Raw genomic sequence first — 16,139 nt, 5'->3', positions numbered from 1 at the left:
TACGGCTGGCCCCGCCTTGCGCGGCGGGGCCGATTCCAACCTGGAGGAATGCCCATGGGAATCTTCGACTGGAAGCACTGGCTGGTGCTGTTGCTGGTGGTGCTGGTGCTGTTCGGCGGCAAGCGTCTGAAAAGCCTGGGGGCCGACCTGGGCGAGTCGATCCGCGGTTTTCGCCGCTCTCTGGCCACCGAGGACAAGGGTGAGCCGCTTCGCACCGAGGGTGATGGCGCCGCGCGCATCGAGCAACGGAGTCCTTCCCGGCCCTGAGCCGTGTCCCCGAGGGCGCGCGTTTTTCATGTCCGGGTTGCCGGGCGGCGGGAACTTGGTGTGTCGGCGAGAGTCGGATTTCGCCGTGATTTCCCCATCCCGCCATGCCTTGATGCCAGGTGAAGCCCGTCGATGTACGCCCGGAATCTCTTCTCGACCCTGATGCTCGCCTTCTGCGCGGCCGTTGCATGGCCCGCGTACGCTGCCGGGGCTCGCAACAACGGCGCCTCGGGCGCCTTGCTGGAAGCAGCCTCGCTGCAACTGGAATACGGCGAGGTCGAGCTGGCGGGAGATACGCTGGAGCGCGCCCTGCGCATCGAACCGAACAATCCCGCGATCCTCCACCATCTGGGGCAGGTGCGCTTCCGGCAGGGGCAATATGCCCAGGCCGTGGCGCTGGCGATGCGATCCAACGCGCGAACCCGCAACGACGTCGATCTGCGCAGTCGCAATCTGCAGCTGATCCAGGCCGCCAGGCAGGCCATGGGGCCGGGTGTAGAGGGCGGTTCGGAGGCTGAAGTGGAGGTGGACGAACAGGCCGAGGTCCGGGTCGGTCTTGGCCCCTACGTGCCGGCGCGTCATGCGGCGGGTGTCTCCGCCGGTGGGAGCGAGGCCTATTGACCCTTGTGTGGTGTGCGCGGCCTCGATGCGTCTATCTGGCGCCTTCGGTGGCAGGGCATAATCGCCGCTTCCTTCCCGCTGGAGCCTTTCCATGCAGCTCGATTTCTCCCAGCTGGCACCGCTGGATGCCTATCGCTGGCTGGCCTCTACCATCACGCCGCGCCCCATCGCCTGGGTTTCCACCTTGTCCAGGGATGGGGTCAGCAACCTGGCGCCGTTCAGTTTCTTTCAGATCATCAGCGACAATCCGGCAACCCTGTTGGTGAACATCAACACCCGCGGCGACGGGCAGCTCAAGGACACCCTGCGCAACGTGCAGGACACCGGCGAGCTGGTGATCCATCTGGTGTCCTTCGAGCAGGCGCAGGCGATGAATGCCAGCGCGGCGCTGCTGCCCCATGGCGAGAGCGAGTTCGAGGCCTGCGGGATCGCCACTGAGCCGTCGCTGCGCGTGCGGCCGCCGCGCGTGCAGGGCGCGGCGGTGGCCTTCGAGTGCAATCTGGCAGAAATCCAGCCCTATCCGCGCGCCAATCCCAATTGCCACCTGGTGTTCGCCGAGGTGCTGCTGGCGCACATCGATGACGCGGTGCTGACCGACGCCGGCCGGGTGGACCCGCAGCGCCTGGACCTGGTGGGGCGCCTGGGCGGCAGCGCCTACACCCGCACCCGCGACACCTTCAACATGGTGCGGCCGGCCTGAGTTGGACCTTCTGCGCTAGCGATGGCTATGTCTGCATTAAGTGTTGCTAGAACTGCGGAGCCTGGCTGATTACCGAGTTCAGGGGATGTTTCTGGTTTCGCCCACCCGGGCGAGTCCCTTTTCCAGTCGTTGAAAAGGAACCAAAAAACTTGCCCCTGCATCCGGCCCCGGCTGCGCCGGGGTTCCCTCCCTCCATCGTTGCTCCGGGGCCCGGCGTGAGGGGCCATCCATGGCCCCGCACGCCTCTCGCGGCATCCATGCCGCTCTTCCCCCTGCGCAACGATTCCGTTCGGCCTCCTGAAGGGGCGGGGTCGCTGCCCCACCGCTTCAGCCATGTTTCAGGCCGCAGGTTGCTTCAGGATGACTGGTGCCTCGCCGGCGCGAGTCACCCCTCTCCCGCTTGCGGGAGAGGGGCGGGGGAGAGGGAAGCTTCAGGCGGGTACGGAAAGCTGTAAGCACCGGGCTAGAGTCTTTCCTTCACCACTGCAACGGCTAACTCAGACATAGCCTTACCGGTCGCCTGCGGCCGTTGGTGATCGGCAGGGGCCTGACCAGGATCAGCCAAGTGGCTGGCGTCTTTTGCGGGCGATGCAGTGGCGCAGCCACTTGTCGACTTCGACGACCCCGCAGGTGGCGACCGCCGTGGCCAGGCACCAGCTCCAGCCCGCAAGGCCCAGCCCGGCGGTGCCGAACAGCGACTGGAATGCGGGCAAGTAGGTGAAGCCCAGCTGCAGCAGCACCATAAGTCCCACCATGGCCCAGACCATCGGGTTGTCCCGTAGGCCGAAGCGCGCCGGGCCATTGAGGCGCCGGCTGCTGAACAGGTAGCCGATTTCGCCGAAGACCAGGGCATTCACCGCCAGGGTGCGGCTGGCTTCCATGCTCCAGCCCAGTTGCTGGACGTGGATGAACAGCCCCAGGCTGGCCAGGGTCAGCAGCACCGATACCAGCAGGATCAGCCAGAGCAACTCGCCGGATAGCAGCGGCGCCTTCGGGTCCCTTGGTGGCCGCGCCATGAGGTCGTCTTCGGCGGGCTCGAAAGCCAGCGCCAGGGCCAGGGTGACCGCGGTGATCATGTTCACCCAGAGGATCTGCAGCGGCGTGATCGGCAGCGTCAGGCCGAGCAGGATGGCGGTCAGCAGGACGAAGGCCTGGGCGCCGTTGGTGGGCAGGATGAAGAGGATGGACTTCTTCAGGTTGTCGTAGACGGTGCGGCCTTCCTCCACCGCGTGGGCGATGGTGGCGAAGTTGTCGTCAGCCAGGACCATCTGCGCCGCCTCCTTGGCCGCCTCGGTGCCCTTGATGCCCATGGCGATGCCGATGTCGGCGCGCTTGAGGGCAGGGGAGTCGTTGACCCCATCGCCGGTCATGGCCACCCGCTCGCCGATCGCCTGCAGGCGTTCCACCAGGCGCAGCTTGTGGCTCGGGCTGGTGCGGGCGAACACGCTGGTTTCCCGGAGCAGGGCATCCAGTTCGGCGTCGGTCAGGTCGTCCAGGTCGGCGCCGGTCAGCGGGTTGCCGGCCGGCAGCCCCAGGCGTTCGGCGATGGCGGCGGCGGTGGCAGCGTGGTCGCCGGTGATCATCTTCACGTGGATGCCGGCGCTGTGGCACTCCTCGATGGCGCGGATGGCTTCCTCCCTCGGCGGGTCCATCATCCCCACCAGGCCCAGCAGCACGAAGCCGCCGTCCAGGTCGGCGTGGTCCAGCTCGTGCTGGCCGCTGCCGACGACGCGACGGGCCAGGCCGATCATGCGCAGGCCGGCGGCCGCGCCTTCTTCCAGTACGTCGTCCCAGATGCGCGGGTCCAGCGGCTCGGCGGCGCCGTCGCGCCATTGCTGGTCGCAGACTTCCAGCAAGCGTTCCGGCGCACCCACCAGGTAGATCACGCCCTGGCCTTTTTCGTCGCGGTGCAGGCTGGCCAGGTAGCGGCGCTCGGAGCTGAAGGGAATGGCGTCCACCCGGGGCTGGCGCAAGGCTTCGTCGCTCGCGTCGAGCTGCAGCTTGCCGGCCAGGGTGAGCAGGGCGGCTTCGGTGGGGTCGCCGGTGATGCACCACTGACTGTTCACCTCGCAGAGGCTGGCACTGTTGGCCAGCAGCCCGGCGCGGGCGAGTTCGTGCAGGTCATGGGCCAGGTCGCCGCCGGGGCTGAAATCACCTTCGGGCGCATAGCCCACGCCGGAAATCTCGTAGCGGCGGGCGGCGGTGTAGACGCGCTGCACCGTCATTTCATTGCGGGTCAGGGTGCCGGTCTTGTCGGAGCAGACCACAGTCACCGCGCCCAGGCTCTCCACGGCGGGCAGGCGACGGATGATCGAATTGCGGCGCGCCATGCGCTGCACGCCCAGGGCGAGGATGATGGTCAGCACCGCGGGCAGGCCCTCGGGGATGGCGGCCACGGCCAGGCCCACAGCGGCCATCAGCATGTCGGCGGCGCTGTAGCCACGCAGCAGGATGCCGAAGACGAAGGTGGCCGCCGCCAGCAGCAGGATGATCAGGGTGAGTTGGCGGGCGAAGCGGGCCATGTCGGCCAGCAGCGGAGTCTGCAGCTGCTCCACGGTGCCCAGCAGGTGGCTGATGCGCCCGAGTTCGGTCTCGCCCGCGGTCGCCACCACCAGGCCGACGCCGCTGCCGGCACTGACCAGGGTGCCGGAGTAGGCCATGCTGTGACGGTCGCCCAGGCTGGCGTCGGCGGTGACGGGGCGGCAGGTCTTGTCGGCGGGCACGGACTCGCCGGTGAGCGCGGCTTCCTCGATGCGCAGGTCGCGGGTTTCCACCAGGCGCAGGTCCGCCGGTACGCGGTCGCCGGCTTCCAGCAACACCAGGTCGCCCGGTACCAGGTCTTCGGCCGGAACCTGGCGCACTTCTCCGTTGCGTTTGACCCGGCTACCCAGGGTCAGCAGCTTCTGGATGGCGCGCATGGCCGACTCCGCCTTGCCTTCCTGGATGAAACCGACCACGGCGTTGATCAGCACCACGCCGAAGATCACCGCGCTATCGAGCCATTCGCCCAGGGCCAGGGTGACCAGGGTCGAGGCCAGCAGCACATAGATGAGCAGGTTGTGGAATTGCAGCAGGAAGCGCTTGAGCGGGCCGGGTCCGGCGCGTTCGGGCAGGCGGTTGGGCCCGAAGCTGGCCAGGCGGCGCTCGGCTTCCTCCGCGTCCAGTCCGGCCGGCCCGCTGTCCAGGTGCTGCAGGCTGTCCTCGACTGTCCGGGCGTGCCAGTGGGTGGGCGATGGCGCGGTCATGGCGTGCTCCTTGGCGAGTCCTGGGGCAAGCCTAGTTCTCAGGCCAGGTTCCTTTATTGGCATGGGTCAGTTCTCGGCTTTTCGTAGCAAGCATAGAAAGCGATCCAGAAACGACCTCCACTTAGCCAAAAACAGCAGGCGCGATATGCGAGGCGGGATTGTGGCTTGTCGCCAGCATCCGGCTGCTCCTATGTTCGTCCTTTCAGGGAAGCGGATGACAGATCGCGTCCATGCAGTTGTCGCCTTGGGGGAGGTAGGAGCATGTGGACTGTCTTGCAACACCGGCTGGCCAGCCTGAGTACCGCCAGCAAACTGATGCTGGGGTTCGGCGTCGTGTTGGCGCTGACCCTGGTGGTGGCCGCCACCGGCTTCACCGCCCTGCGTGCCGTGGACGGCCGGGCCCGCCTGCTGGAAGAGATGCGCGCCATCAACGGCGACGTGCTGGTGATCCGCCGCACGGAAAAGGACTACGCCCTCACCTCCGATGCGAAGCACGCCGACGCGCTGCGCCAGCAGGCCGAAGCCATAGTCGCCCGCAGCGAGGCGCTGGCCGCCCGCTTGGATGGTCCGGAGCGCGATGCGCTGGGCGAAGTCACCCAGGCCATGGCCGAATACCGGCGGGCCTTCGACCGTTACGTGGAACTCACCGATAGCCAGCGCCTGGCCCTGGAAGCGGCCAACTGGCTGGTGGTCAGCGCCTCCAACAGCCTCGATGTGCTGCAGAGCGGGCTGAACGAAGATGGCGTCGACTTGCTGAAAAGCTCCCAGGGGGCTCAAGGCGGCGACCTGGTGCTCCAGGGCGGGCAGATCGGCCGCGTCTATCAGTTGCTCCTGCAGGCGCTCAACCAGGCCCGGCTGCGCCTGGAACAGAGCCGAGGCAGTGAGCAAGCGGAGGCGCCGCAGATCCAGGGAGCCCTGGATGCCCAGAAGCTCGCTGCCGAGTTGCGCGACGCCATGCAGGACCCCGGCTACGCCGCCGTGCTCACAGAAGTGATCGGCAACGTCGACTCCTTCAACGAACGTCTCAAGGAATACACCGCCACCCTGGCCCAGCAGCGCCAGGAGTACGCGCACCTGGCCGCCGAAGCGGACCGCGTGGTGCAGGCCGTGGAGCGGGCCTATGAACTGCAGAAGGCCGAGATGCACGCGCAGCAGGAGTCCAGCTCGCTGCTGATTCTGCTGGCGGCGGCGCTGGCGCTGCTGATCGGGCTGGCTGCCACCGTGCTGATCAGCCTGCTGATCGTCCGGCCGCTGCGGCGGGTCATCGGCCTGGCGCAGCAGATCGCCGAGGGCGATCTCAGTGCCAGCATCGAGGTGCAGCGCCGCGACGAGATCGGCCAACTGATGGAGGCCATGCGGGGCATGTCCGCCAACCTGCGGGACATGGTCGGCCGCCTGCAGGGCGGGGTGGCGCAGATTTCCGCCTCGGCCCAGGCGCTTTCCAGCGTCACCGAGCAGACCCGCGTCGGCGTAAACGGCCAGAAGGAAGAAACCGACCAGGTGGCCACCGCCATGAGCGAAATGGCCGCCACCGTGCAGGAGGTGGCGCGTAACGCCGAGGCCGCCGCCAGTTCCACCGAGGCGGCCGACAACCGTGTCAGCACCGGTAGCCAGGTGGTGCGCCAGACCCTGGAGCGGATCAACCAGCTGGCCCAGGCGATGGAGCAGACCACCACCAGCATCCAGCGCCTGAACCATGACACCCAGAGCATCGGCACCGTGCTGGACGTGATCAAGAGCGTCGCCGAGCAGACCAACCTGCTGGCGCTCAACGCCGCCATCGAGGCCGCCCGCGCCGGCGAGCAGGGCCGTGGTTTTGCCGTGGTGGCGGACGAGGTGCGGGCGCTGGCACGGCGCACCCAGCAGTCTACCGCCGAGATCGAGCGGCTGATCGCCACCCTGCGCGAAGGCGTGCGCAACTCGGTGGAGCACATGCAGCAGAGCGAAAGCCTGGTGGACCTGACCGTGCGCGACGCCAACCTGACCGAGGAAGCCCTGGCCGGCATCGCCGAGGCCGTGAGCCTGATCCATCAGATGAACCAGCAGATCGCTGCCGCAGCGGAACAGCAGAGCGCGGTGGCCGAAGAGATCAATCGCAGTGTCACCAGCATCCGCGACATTGCCGACCAGTCCGCCGGGGCCATGGATGAAACCGCGACATCCAGCGTGCAGCTGGCGCGCCTGGGGCAGGAGTTGCAGGGCATGGCGGGCAGCTTCAGGCTCTAGAACGCTGTCGCGGAAATCCTCCGCGAACGGGAATATCTGGAGGATTCGGCATTCCGTCGCCCGGCACGGCACCCTAGAATGGTGCCCCTGTCCAACCGGCCTGGAGTGTCGCAATGCTGAAGATCTGGGGGCGAATCAATTCCACCAACGTGCGCAAGGCGCTCTGGGCGGCGGAGGAAGCAGGGGTCGCCTACGAGCAACGGGACGCCGGTGGCGCCTTCGGGCTGGTCAACGAGCCGGCCTACCGCGCGCGCAATCCCAACGGCCTGGTGCCGATGATCGAGGATGGCGACCTGGTGCTCTGGGAGTCCAACGCCATCGTCCGCTACCTGGCCGCACGTTATGCCGCCGGCACCCTGTACCCGGAGTCTCCGGTGGCGCGCGCCGAGGGCGACAAGTGGATGGACTGGGCCACCTCCAGCTTCGCCACCCCCTTTCGCGACCTGTTCTGGGGCACCCTGCGCACGCCGCCGGCCGAGCGCAACCAGGCGCTGGTCGACGCCGCGCTGACCCGTTGCGGCGAGCTGCTGGCCATTCCCGAGCGGGCCCTGGGCCAGCGTCCGTACCTGTCCGGCGATGCCTTCGCCATGGGCGATATCCCCCTGGGCTGCTTCGCCTATGCCTGGTTCGAGATGCCCATCCTGCGACCGGAGCTGCCCAACCTCCAGGCCTGGTACGAGCGCCTGCAGGCACGGCCCGCGTATCGCAAGGCGGTGATGACGGCGCTCACCTGAGCCAGCGGGTCGCCGACCCGGCCATTGGAACCTAGGCTGATGTGCAGCGATGCGCGGTTGAATTTGCTGGCACTCAGCCTTATCTAGCCACTTCCCCTTGAAGCAGACGAATCCATCATGAGTTCCGCCCTGTCCATCCGGCAGTTGACCAAGACCTACGGCAATGGCTTCCAGGCCCTCAAGGGCATCGACCTGGAAGTGGCCGAAGGTGATTTCTTCGCCTTGCTCGGCCCCAACGGCGCCGGCAAGTCCACCACCATCGGCATCCTGTCCACCCTGGTGAACAAGACCAGCGGCAGCGTCAGCGTGTTCGGCAACGACCTGGACACATCGCCCTACGCGCTCAAGCGCTGCCTGGGCGTGGTGCCCCAGGAGTTCAACTTCAACCAGTTCGAGAAGGTCTTCGACATAGTCGTCACCCAGGCCGGCTACTACGGCATTCCGGCGAAAATCGCCAAGGAGCGCGCCGAGCAGTACCTGACCCAGCTCGGCCTGTGGGAGAAGCGCAATTCGGCGTCCCGCGAGCTGTCCGGCGGCATGAAGCGCCGCCTGATGATCGCCCGCGCGCTGATCCACCAGCCGCGCCTGCTGATCCTCGACGAACCCACCGCCGGCGTGGACATCGAGCTGCGCCGCTCCATGTGGAGCTTCCTCACCGAGCTCAACGAGCAGGGCATCACCATCATCCTGACCACCCACTACCTGGAAGAGGCCGAGCAGCTCTGCCGCAACATCGGCATCATCGACCACGGCCGGATCGTCGAGAACACCAGCATGAAGGAGCTCTTGAAGAAGCTGCACAAGGAGACCTTCCTGCTCGATCTCAAGGAACCCCTGGAAGTGGTGCCGCAGCTCAACGGCTACCCGGCCGAGCTGGTGGATGACCACACCCTGGAAGTGCAGGTGGAGAAGAGCCAGGGCCTGACCGAGCTGTTCCGCCAGCTCGCCGCCCTGAACATCGACGTGCTGAGCATGCGCAACAAGTCCAATCGCCTCGAGGAGCTGTTCGTGTCCCTGGTGGAGAAAAACCTGGCGAAGGTGGCCGTATGAGTTCGGAACTCTCCGCCAACCTGGTCGCCCTCAATACCATCGTCACCCGTGAAGTCCGCCGTTTCATGCGGATCTGGCCGCAGACCCTGCTGCCCCCGGCCATCACCATGGCCCTGTACTTCGTCATCTTCGGCAACCTGATCGGCCGGCAGATCGGCGACATGGGCGGCTTCAGCTACATGGACTACATCGTCCCCGGCCTGATCATGATGTCGGTGATCACCAACTCCTACAGCAACGTGGTGTCGAGCTTCTTCGGCAGCAAGTTCCAGCGTTCGGTGGAGGAGTTGCTGGTCTCGCCGGTGTCGGCGCACACCATCCTCCTCGGCTACACCATCGGCGGCGTGCTGCGCGGGCTGGCGGTGGGGGTGATCGTGACGTTCCTGTCGCTGTTCTTCACCAAGCTCCAGGTGCACCACATCGGGGTGACTGCGCTGGTGGTGCTGCTGACCGCCACCATCTTCTCCCTGGGGGGCTTCATCAACGCCGTATTTGCACGCAACTTCGACGATATCTCGATCATCCCGACCTTCGTGCTGACCCCACTGACCTACCTGGGCGGCGTGTTCTACTCGATCAACCTGCTGCCGCCGTTCTGGCAGACGGTGTCCCTGGGCAACCCGATCCTGCACATGGTCAACTCCTTCCGTTACGGCATCCTCGGCGTTTCCGACATCAACATCGGGGTCGCCATCGCCCTGATGCTGCTGACCATGGTCATCCTCTACATCGCCTGCATCCGTCTGTTGGTGAGCGGACGGGGCATGCGTCAGTAAGGAGAAACAACGCGACACAGAGTGGCATTATTTCGGTAATGCCACTGGCGGGGCCTGCCGATACAGTCGGCAGGCTCCCTTCCTTCCGAATCGTCCCAGAGGCTCCAGATGAAGTTCCGTCGCAGTGTGTGGCTGTTTTTCGGGGCACTTGCCTCGTTGTCCGCCATGGCCCAGGAGGCGCCGCTGGTGGAAGTGGCCGAACCGCAACGGGCGCTGGTGCGTGACGAGCTGGTGACCTTCGGCTCCCTGCGTTCGGACGAGTCGGTGATGATCCGCCCGGAAGTGGAGGGCAGGGTGGCTGCCCTGCATTTCCGCGAAGGTCAGGCGGTCAAGGGCGGCGACCTGCTGGTCAGCCTGGACGACGCCATCGCCCGCGCCGAGCTGGCCCAGGCGCGGGCCAACCTGGACCTGGCGGAAAAGAGCTACCAGCGGGCGAAGATGCTGTTCGCCCGCGGCGCCAGCAATGCCCAGGCCCAGGATGAGTCCCTGTCCCAGGAACAGGCCGCCCGCGCCAGCCTGGCGCTGGCCCAGGCACGCCTCGACAAGACCCAGATCCGCGCCCCCTACGACGGCACCCTCGGCCTGCGTCTGGTGAGCGTCGGCGACTACCTCAGCGCTGGCCAGGACCTGGTCAACCTGGAAGTGCTGGACCCGCTCAAGGTGGATTTCCGCGTGCCGCAGAAGGCGGTCAGCCAGGTGAGCATCGGCCAGGCGGTGGAGCTGAGCCTGGACGCCTACCCGGGCGAACGCTTCCGTGGCGAGATCATTGCCCTCAACCCGCGCCTGGACGAGGTCGGCCGCAGCCAGGCGATCCGCGCGCAGATCCCCAACCGCGACCACCGCCTCAAGCCCGGCCAGTTCGTGAAGGTCTCGGTGATCCTCGCCGAACGCCCGCAAGCGCTGCTGATTCCCGAGGAAGCGGTGATGCCCGTGGGGCAGCAGTTGTTCGTCAACCTGGTGGTGGACGGCAAGGTGGAGCGGCGTCCGATCAAGATCGGCCAGCGCCTTCGCGGCAAGGCTGAGGTCCGTGAAGGTCTGCAGGGCAACGAGCAGGTCATTACCGCGGGCTGGCAGAAAGTCAGCCCGGGACTGGAGGTCCGCACCGTAGCGCGGGGTGGCGTATGACCCTCTCGGATGTGTGCATCCGCAGGCCGGTGTTCGCCACCGTCCTGTCGCTGATCCTGGTCCTGCTCGGGCTGCTGGCTTACCAGCGGCTGGCGGTGCGGGAATACCCCAACATCGACGTGCCCATCGTCACCGTCAACGTGACTTACCCCGGCGCCAGCCCGGAGATCATGGAATCCCAGGTGGCGCAGCCCATCGAGGACGTGCTGTCCGGCATCGAGGGCCTGGACTTCGTCGCCTCCATCAGCCGTTCGGAAAACACCCAGATCACCGCGCAGTTCCGCCTCGGCACCAACGCCGACGAAGCGGCCAGCGACGTGCGCGACCGCCTGGGCCGCGTGCGTGGCCTGTTGCCGGACGAGATCAACGAACCCATCGTGCAGAAGGTCGAGGCCGATGCCCAGCCGGTGATCTGGCTCGCTTTTTACAGCGAGCAGCACTCTGCGATGGAGATCACCGACGTGCTGGAACGGGTGATACGCGACCGCCTGCAGACCATTCCGGGCGTTTCGGAAGTGCAGATCCGCGGTGCCCGGCGCTTCGCCATGCGCATCTGGCTGGACCCGGAAAAACTCGCCGCCCACGACCTCACGGTGCAGGACGTGGAAGATGCCCTGCGCCGGCAGAACGTGGAGATTCCCGCCGGGCGTATCGAGTCGGTGCAGCGCGAGTTCACCGTGCTGTCGGAAACCGACCTGCGCACCCCGGAGGAATTCAACGACCTGATCCTCAACGACCAGCGCGGCTACCTGCTGCGCCTGGCCGATGTCGGCCACGCCGAAGTGGGCGCGGCGGACGAGCGCAGCATCGTGCGCTTCAACGGGCGCGCGGCGGTGTCCCTGGGGCTGGTCAGACAGGCCACGGCCAATCCGCTGGAGATTTCCGACGGGCTCGATGCCGCGCTGCCGGAAATCCGCGCATTGCTGCCCGACGGCATGAAAATGACCATCGCCAACGACAACTCGCTGTTCATCCGTGAGTCCATCGACAACGTCTACACCACCATCTGGGAAGCGGTGCTGCTGGTCATCCTGATCATCTTCCTGTTCCTACGCTCCCTGCGCGCCACCCTGATTCCCCTGGTCACCATCCCGGTTTCGCTGATCGGCGCCTTCAGCCTCATGGTGCTGCTGGGTTTCTCCATCAACACCCTGACGCTGCTGGCCATGGTGCTCGCCATCGGCCTGGTGGTGGACGATGCCATCGTGGTGCTGGAGAACATCCACCGGCACATAGAGGAGGGCATGTCGCCGATCCAGGCGGCCTTCAAGGGCAGCCGCGAGATCGCCTTCGCGGTGATCGCCATGACCCTGACCCTGGCGGCGGTCTACGCCCCCATCGGCTTCATGCAGGGCACGTCGGGCAAGCTCTTCACGGAGTTTTCCTGGACCCTGGCCGGTGCGGTGCTGGTGTCCGGTTTCGTCGCCCTGACCCTGTCGCCGATGATGTGCGGACAGCTGCTCAGGCCCCACGCGGCGCAACAGCATGGGCGCTTCTACAACCTGGTGGAATCCTTCCTCCATGGGCTGACCTACAGCTATCGCCACCTGCTGGAGCGGGTGCTGCGGGCCTGGCTGCTGATCGTCCTGCTACTGGCGGGCATCCTCGTGCTCTGCCTGGTGCTGTTCAGCGGCCTGCGCAGCGAGCTGGCGCCCACCGAAGACACCGGTACCATAGTCGGTTCCATCAACGGTCCCGACGGCGCCACCATCGAATACACCAGCCGCTACGCGAAGATGCTGGAAGAGGCCTACCAGTCGATCCCCGAAGCCAACCGCTACATGGTGGTGGTGGGCTTCCCGACCGTGGCCCAGGGGCTGTCATTCCTCAAACTCGAGGCCTGGGACGCCCGCGAGCGCAGCCAGTTCGAGATTCGCGACGAACTCCTGCCCAAACTGCGTGACATCCCCGGCGTGCGTGCCTTCCCCATCAACCGGCCGCCCCTGGGGCAGAGCGCCCGCAACCAGCCGGTGAACTTCGTGATCCGCTCCTCGCTGGAGTACAGCGAGCTGCAGGCCTACGTCGACCAACTGATGGAAAGGGTGCGCGACTATCCGGGGCTGGAGAGCCTGGACAGCGACCTCAAGCTCAACTCGCCGCAACTGAAGGTCACGGTCAACCGCGAACAGGCGGTGGCCGTGGGCACCGACGTCGCCGCCATCGGCCGTAGCCTGGAAAGCCTGTTCGGCAGCCGCCAGGTGACCCGCTTCAAGCAGAACGGCGAGCAGTACGACGTGCTGGTGCAACTGGCCAACGTCGACCGCAGCAACCCCGACGACCTCAACCGCGTCTATGTGCGCGGCCGCAACGACAGCATGGTGCAGCTGGCCAACCTGATCGAAGTGCGGGAAACCGTGGCGCCGCGGGAGCTCAACCATTTCAACCAGTTGCGCGCGGTGACGGTCACCGCCAACGTCGGCTCCGGCTACACCCTGGGCGAGGCCCTGGATTATCTGGAGGAGGCGGCCCGCGCGGTGTTCCCGCCGGATACCCAGTTCGACTACACCGGCACCTCGCGGGACTTCAAGGACTCCAGCAGCGGCGTGGCGCTGATCTTCGCCCTGGCCCTGGTGTTCATCTATCTGGTGCTGGCCGCGCAGTTCGAGAGTTTCATCGACCCGCTGATCATCCTCTTCAGCGTGCCGCTGTCCATGGCCGGCGCGCTGCTCGCACTGACCCTCTTCGGCGGCACCCTGAATATCTACTCCCAGGTGGGGATGGTCACCCTCATCGGCCTGATCACCAAGCACGGCATCCTCATCGTCGAGTTCGCCAACCAGCTCCTGCGCCAGGGCGTGGAGCTGCATGAAGCGGTGATGGAAGCCTCGGTGAAGCGCCTGCGGCCGATCCTGATGACCACCGGCGCCATGGTGCTGGGCTCGGTGCCCCTGGCCATCGCCAGCGGCGCCGGTGCGGAAAGCCGCCAGCAGATCGGCATGGTGATCGTTGGCGGCCTGCTGGTGGGCACCTTCTTCACCCTCTTCGTGGTGCCGACCCTCTACCAGCAGCTACGCCGCTGGAAGCCGATCCACCGGCTGGAGGCCGCGTCGGCTTGAATTGCCGGGTGGCTGATTCCTTGTGGGGGCGATTTCAATCGCTAAGCAGGCCGCAGGTCTGCCCTTGGGGCGTTCGGGGTAGCTGCGCTGCCCTCAGCGAATGAATTCGCCCCCACAGCAGGTTCTGCGGCAGATTACAACCGCTGAAAGAACAGCGGATAGCGATTCACCAATCCGTCCTCGTCCAGGGTCAGCACTGCCTCGAAGCCGCTGCCGTCGAGGCTCTGGTAGAGGTAGCGGGTCTGGTCGAGGCGGGTGTAGGCCTGGCGCATGGGGCGCACGGTCAGTTGCGGGGCTTCGACGAAGACTACCTCGATCTCCCGCCGCTCGCCGGGGTTGAGGAACAGGCGCCAGATGCTCGGGCTGTTGGTGAAGGGCGTGGGCCAGAGGTCCAGGTCGAGGCTGTCGGACAGCTCCGGCAGCTTCTGGCCGTTGCCATCCAGCCAGTGCAGGCCGTCGCGGCGCAGGCTCAGGCTGTGGCTGCCGCGTCCGTCACGCACCGTGGCGCTGAACGCCCGCGGCTCCCAGCCTTTCCCGTACTCCAGGGTGTAGTTCAGGCGATAGGGCGTGCCGTCGTCGTCGAAGGCCAGCATCCCGCCGTCAGCCCGGCGCCCTTCCAGGCGGAAGTCCTCCAGGCCCTGGGCGGGGGCGCGATTGTTCCAGAGATGGGCCCAGAGGGCGGTGGTTCTCATTGCTTGAGGCCTCCTGGTGCCGGGTCGGCGCAGGTCCATGGTGAAAAGGTAGCAAGCGGACGGGCGGCGGCCGCTCCGGGTCAGTCCAGCAGCAGTCCGATCTGGCGGATCTTCGGCAGCCGCGCCACCACCAGCTGGTGTGAACGGGTGATCAGCCCGCGCAGCTCATCGTCGCCCATGGGATAGGGCCACTGCATGGCGATCCAGTGGGCGCGGGCCAGGTAGGGGGCGGGGCTGATGCCGGGGCGGTCGACATAACCGAGGAAGAGCTCCTTGTCGACCTTGAAGGCCAGGCCATCGCCGAGGAAATCCAGGATGGCGAACATCTTGTTGCCGGCGATGGAGAACACCCGGTTGCTGCCCCATTTGAGGTCTTCCCGGGCGCCGGGAAGCTGCAGGCAGAAGGCGGCGACTTGCTCGGGGGTCATGGAGGCTCCTGTTCCGTCAGGTTCGGGTCTGGCCGCGCAGCAACCACAGGCTGAGCAGCATGCCGGTCAGCGCCATCAGGGCGGCGACCAGGAAGATCGCGGCAAAGCCCGCGCCACTGGCGATGGCACCCATCAAGGGGCCGGAGATGCCGAGGGCCAGGTCGAAGAATACCGCGTAGGCGCCCAGCGCCGAGCTGCGGCTGGCGGCCGGAATGCGCGTGACCGCCTCGACGCCCAGGGCAGGATAGACCAGCGACAGACCGAAACCGGTCAGGGCAGCGCCGGCCAGGGCCAGCCAGGGTGTGCTGGCGGCCCACAGCAGGAACAGGCCGAGGCTCTCCACGGCCAGGCAGGCGATGGCCACACGATAGCCGCCCAGGTGCTTGATGCTGTTGACGAACAAGAGTCGCGCAGCGATGAAGGCGCAGCCGAACGCGGTGAGGCAGTAGGCGGCGCCTTCCCAGCCGATGCTGGCGTAGTAGAGGGTGATGAAGGTGGCCAGGGTGCCGAAGCCGATGGAGCCCAGGGCCAGCGCCGTGCCGTTGGGGGCGATGCGCAGGAACACGTTGCTGAAAGGCAGTCGCTCGCCCTGGACGATGGGCGAAGGACGCCTGGGCCAGGCCAGCAGCAGGGCGATGGCACAGAGCACCGCCATCAGTCCGCCGATGCTCCACAGGCCCAAGCCATCCACCAGGACCACGCCCATCGGGGCGCCAATGGCAACCGCGCCGTAGGATGCGATGCCGTTGAAGGAGATCACCCGCGCCATGTTCTCCGCGCCCACCAGGCCCACGCCCCAACTGATGGACCCGGTGCCCACCAGCCCCTGGCCGATGCCCAGCGCCACCCGCCCGCCGAGCAGGAGCGCCAGGCTCGTCAGGGGGAATTGCGTCAGCGAGGTCGAGAGCAGCGTCAGTACCCCCGAAGCGCCGCAGCAGGCCATGCCGTACATTACCGCGCGCTTGGCGCCCAGCCGGTCGGCCAGGCTTCCGGACATGGGGCGGGAGAGCAGGGTGGCAAGGTACTGGGTGCTGATGACAATCCCAGCCATCACCGAGCCGTAGCCCATGTCGTCGTGCACGTAACCGGGGAGCACAGCGATCGGCAGGCCGACGCAGAAGAAGCTGATGAAGGTGAAAAAGACGACGGTGATGATCTGCAGGGTATTGGAGGACGCGGACGGCTGTGGCGTGCTCATGGCAGAACCTGGAATCGGGCT

At 66.6% G+C, this 16,139-nt stretch carries 13 protein-coding genes; 9 read left to right on the top strand and 4 right to left on the bottom strand.

The features are described from left to right. Positions 1-54 precede the first annotated feature (54 nt). The 3 genes from tatA to ACFW0B_RS12240 all read left to right on the top strand — a co-directional run bounded on the left by tatA (position 55) and on the right by ACFW0B_RS12240 (position 1,588). Positions 55-267 (top strand): twin-arginine translocase TatA/TatE family subunit, encoded by a 213-nt coding sequence (gene tatA / locus ACFW0B_RS12250; protein ID WP_449148438.1) that lies wholly within the window; start codon positions 55-57, stop codon positions 265-267. 132 nt (positions 268-399) lie between these two features. Continuing rightward, complete coding sequence (locus ACFW0B_RS12245) at positions 400-888, top strand: tetratricopeptide repeat protein (RefSeq protein ID WP_449148436.1); 489 nt, start codon at positions 400-402, stop codon at positions 886-888. Positions 889-979: 91 nt separating this feature from the next. Then, positions 980-1,588 carry a flavin reductase family protein gene (locus ACFW0B_RS12240; RefSeq protein WP_449148434.1) on the top strand — a complete coding sequence of 203 codons (609 nt, stop codon included), beginning with the start codon at positions 980-982 and terminating at the stop codon, positions 1,586-1,588. A 557-nt stretch (positions 1,589-2,145) separates the two neighbouring features. Here the strand turns inward: ACFW0B_RS12240 and ACFW0B_RS12235 are convergent. Beyond that, positions 2,146-4,833, bottom strand: coding sequence for a cation-transporting P-type ATPase (locus tag ACFW0B_RS12235; protein ID WP_449148432.1), 2,688 nt, complete (start codon positions 4,831-4,833; stop codon positions 2,146-2,148). Positions 4,834-5,094: 261 nt separating this feature from the next. Here ACFW0B_RS12235 and ACFW0B_RS25995 point away from each other — a divergent pair, with 261 nt between their 5' ends. The 6 genes from ACFW0B_RS25995 (at position 5,095) to ACFW0B_RS12200 (ending at position 13,800) form a co-directional block, all read left to right on the top strand. Then, the gene (locus tag ACFW0B_RS25995; protein WP_459251704.1) at positions 5,095-7,059 is read left to right on the top strand and encodes a HAMP domain-containing methyl-accepting chemotaxis protein; all 1,965 of its coding nucleotides are present in this window, start codon (positions 5,095-5,097) and stop codon (positions 7,057-7,059) included. A 113-nt stretch (positions 7,060-7,172) separates the two neighbouring features. Continuing rightward, positions 7,173-7,793 carry a glutathione S-transferase family protein gene (locus ACFW0B_RS12220; protein WP_449148430.1) on the top strand — a complete coding sequence of 207 codons (621 nt, stop codon included), beginning with the start codon at positions 7,173-7,175 and terminating at the stop codon, positions 7,791-7,793. 117 nt (positions 7,794-7,910) lie between these two features. Then, a complete protein-coding gene (locus ACFW0B_RS12215) occupies positions 7,911-8,843 on the top strand; it encodes an ABC transporter ATP-binding protein (protein ID WP_449148428.1) in 933 nt (310 codons plus the stop codon). Next, a complete protein-coding gene (locus tag ACFW0B_RS12210; protein WP_449148426.1) occupies positions 8,840-9,619 on the top strand; it encodes an ABC transporter permease in 780 nt (259 codons plus the stop codon). The genes ACFW0B_RS12215 and ACFW0B_RS12210 overlap by 4 nt, the downstream gene beginning before the upstream one ends. 108 nt (positions 9,620-9,727) lie before the next feature. Then, positions 9,728-10,744: an efflux RND transporter periplasmic adaptor subunit gene (locus tag ACFW0B_RS12205; RefSeq protein ID WP_449148424.1), complete on the top strand. Its 1,017-nt coding sequence runs from the start codon at positions 9,728-9,730 to the stop codon at positions 10,742-10,744. After that, positions 10,741-13,800, top strand: coding sequence for an efflux RND transporter permease subunit (locus tag ACFW0B_RS12200; protein ID WP_449148422.1), 3,060 nt, complete (start codon positions 10,741-10,743; stop codon positions 13,798-13,800). Before ACFW0B_RS12205 ends, ACFW0B_RS12200 begins: the two co-directional genes overlap by 4 nt. Positions 13,801-13,934: 134 nt before the next feature. On the opposite strand, the gene ACFW0B_RS12195 is transcribed toward ACFW0B_RS12200, so the two are convergent. The 3 genes from ACFW0B_RS12195 to ACFW0B_RS12185 all read right to left on the bottom strand — a co-directional run bounded on the left by ACFW0B_RS12195 (position 13,935) and on the right by ACFW0B_RS12185 (position 16,118). Beyond that, positions 13,935-14,492, bottom strand: coding sequence for a putative glycolipid-binding domain-containing protein (locus ACFW0B_RS12195; protein ID WP_449148420.1), 558 nt, complete (start codon positions 14,490-14,492; stop codon positions 13,935-13,937). Between the two features lie 80 nt (positions 14,493-14,572). Continuing rightward, on the bottom strand, positions 14,573-14,920 hold the full coding sequence (locus ACFW0B_RS12190) for an MmcQ/YjbR family DNA-binding protein (RefSeq protein WP_449148418.1): 348 nt from the start codon (positions 14,918-14,920) through the stop codon (positions 14,573-14,575). Between the two features lie 16 nt (positions 14,921-14,936). After that, complete coding sequence (locus ACFW0B_RS12185) at positions 14,937-16,118, bottom strand: MFS transporter (protein WP_449148416.1); 1,182 nt, start codon at positions 16,116-16,118, stop codon at positions 14,937-14,939. Positions 16,119-16,139 lie beyond the last annotated feature (21 nt).

The sequence above is a fragment of the Metapseudomonas phytobenefica genome, assembly GCF_043392685.1.
Taxonomy (GTDB): Bacteria; Pseudomonadota; Gammaproteobacteria; order Pseudomonadales; family Pseudomonadaceae; genus Metapseudomonas.
Note: the sequence above shows the minus strand (reverse complement) of the source record. Positions and strands in the feature narration are given on the sequence as shown.